Here is a 1,140-nt window from a genome sequence, read left to right as displayed (position 1 = left end):
TATATTCAGTATGCCCCAATTTGTAGCTCCAAAGGGAACAGCAATAGGTTTAGTGCTGAACTAGAGGTCATACTTTGTTATTAGGATTCAAGACGGAGTTAAGACTGAATAACAAGCAAAGGACACTGGCGGCGCAGCACGCTGGGGTTGCTCGGCACGCTTACAACTGGGGACTGGAGCTTTGTAAGCAAGCTGTGGCAGAGAAGCGGAAGATTCCCACGGCAGTTGATCTGCACAAGAAACTTGTAGCCGAGGTGAAGAGGGCTAATCCTTGGTACTATCAGGTTCCTAAGTGTGCCCCGCAGGAAGCTCTTAGGAATCTGGAGAGAGCAATTAAGAGGTGGCGTGCTGGGAAGTCTAGATTTCCAGTATTCAAGAAGAAGGGGAAGCTGGACAGCTTTTACCTAGAAGGTGGGATTAGAATTTCCGGCAACAAAATCAAGGTTCCGATTTTCGGCTGGTTAGCTTGTTACGAGGTCTTGCCTGCGGTTGTGCCCAAGAATGTTGTTATCAGCCGGCGGGCCCACCGTTGGTTCATTTCCTTCAAGTATGAGGCGCCTGAGCCAGGGGAGCTGGAGAAGGAAGGGGACGTTGTTGGGGTTGACCTAGGAGTTAACAATCTAGCCACGTGTTCTGACGGGGGGACTTTTGGCAACCCCAAGCCCTATTGTAAGGCTAGGAAGCGGCTGAGGAGGTTGCAAAGGCGGTTGTCCAGGAAAGTTAAGGGGTCGCAAAACCGGCGGAAGGCAGTTAAGAAGGTGGCAAGACTCCACAAGAGAGTAGTTGATATTCGTCGGGACAACCTACACAAGCTTACTACCTATCTAGCTAAGAGGTATCGGGTGGTAATTATAGAGGACCTGAACGTCTCGGGGATGCTCAAGAACCACAAGTTAGCTAGTAGTCTAGCCGAGTGTAGTTTCTATGAGCTCAGGCGACAGCTAGAGTATAAAGCTAGGCTCTACAGCTGTCAGGTGGTAGTGGCGGATAGGTTTTATCCGTCCAGCCAGCTGTGTTCTTGTTGCCAGCATAAACAGCAGATGCCGCTGCACCAGCGGGTGTTTCGTTGTGAGAGTTGCGGTTTAGAGAAAGACCGGGATCTCAACGCAGCGATTAACTTGGTGGGGTGGTATTTTGAGG

The 1,140-nt window shown here is 50.4% G+C and carries 1 protein-coding gene; it reads left to right on the top strand.

From position 1 onward, the window contains the following. Positions 1 to 74 precede the first annotated feature (74 nt). A partial coding sequence (locus tag NW838_RS02910; protein WP_414427473.1) for an RNA-guided endonuclease InsQ/TnpB family protein occupies positions 75 to 1,140 on the top strand: 1,066 nt, incomplete at its 3' end.

Source organism: Synechococcus sp. R55.2, assembly GCF_047462075.1.
GTDB lineage: Bacteria > Cyanobacteriota > Cyanobacteriia > Thermostichales > Thermostichaceae > Thermostichus.
The sequence above is the reverse complement of the archived record's forward strand: the minus strand, read 5'-3'. Positions and strand labels throughout refer to the sequence as shown.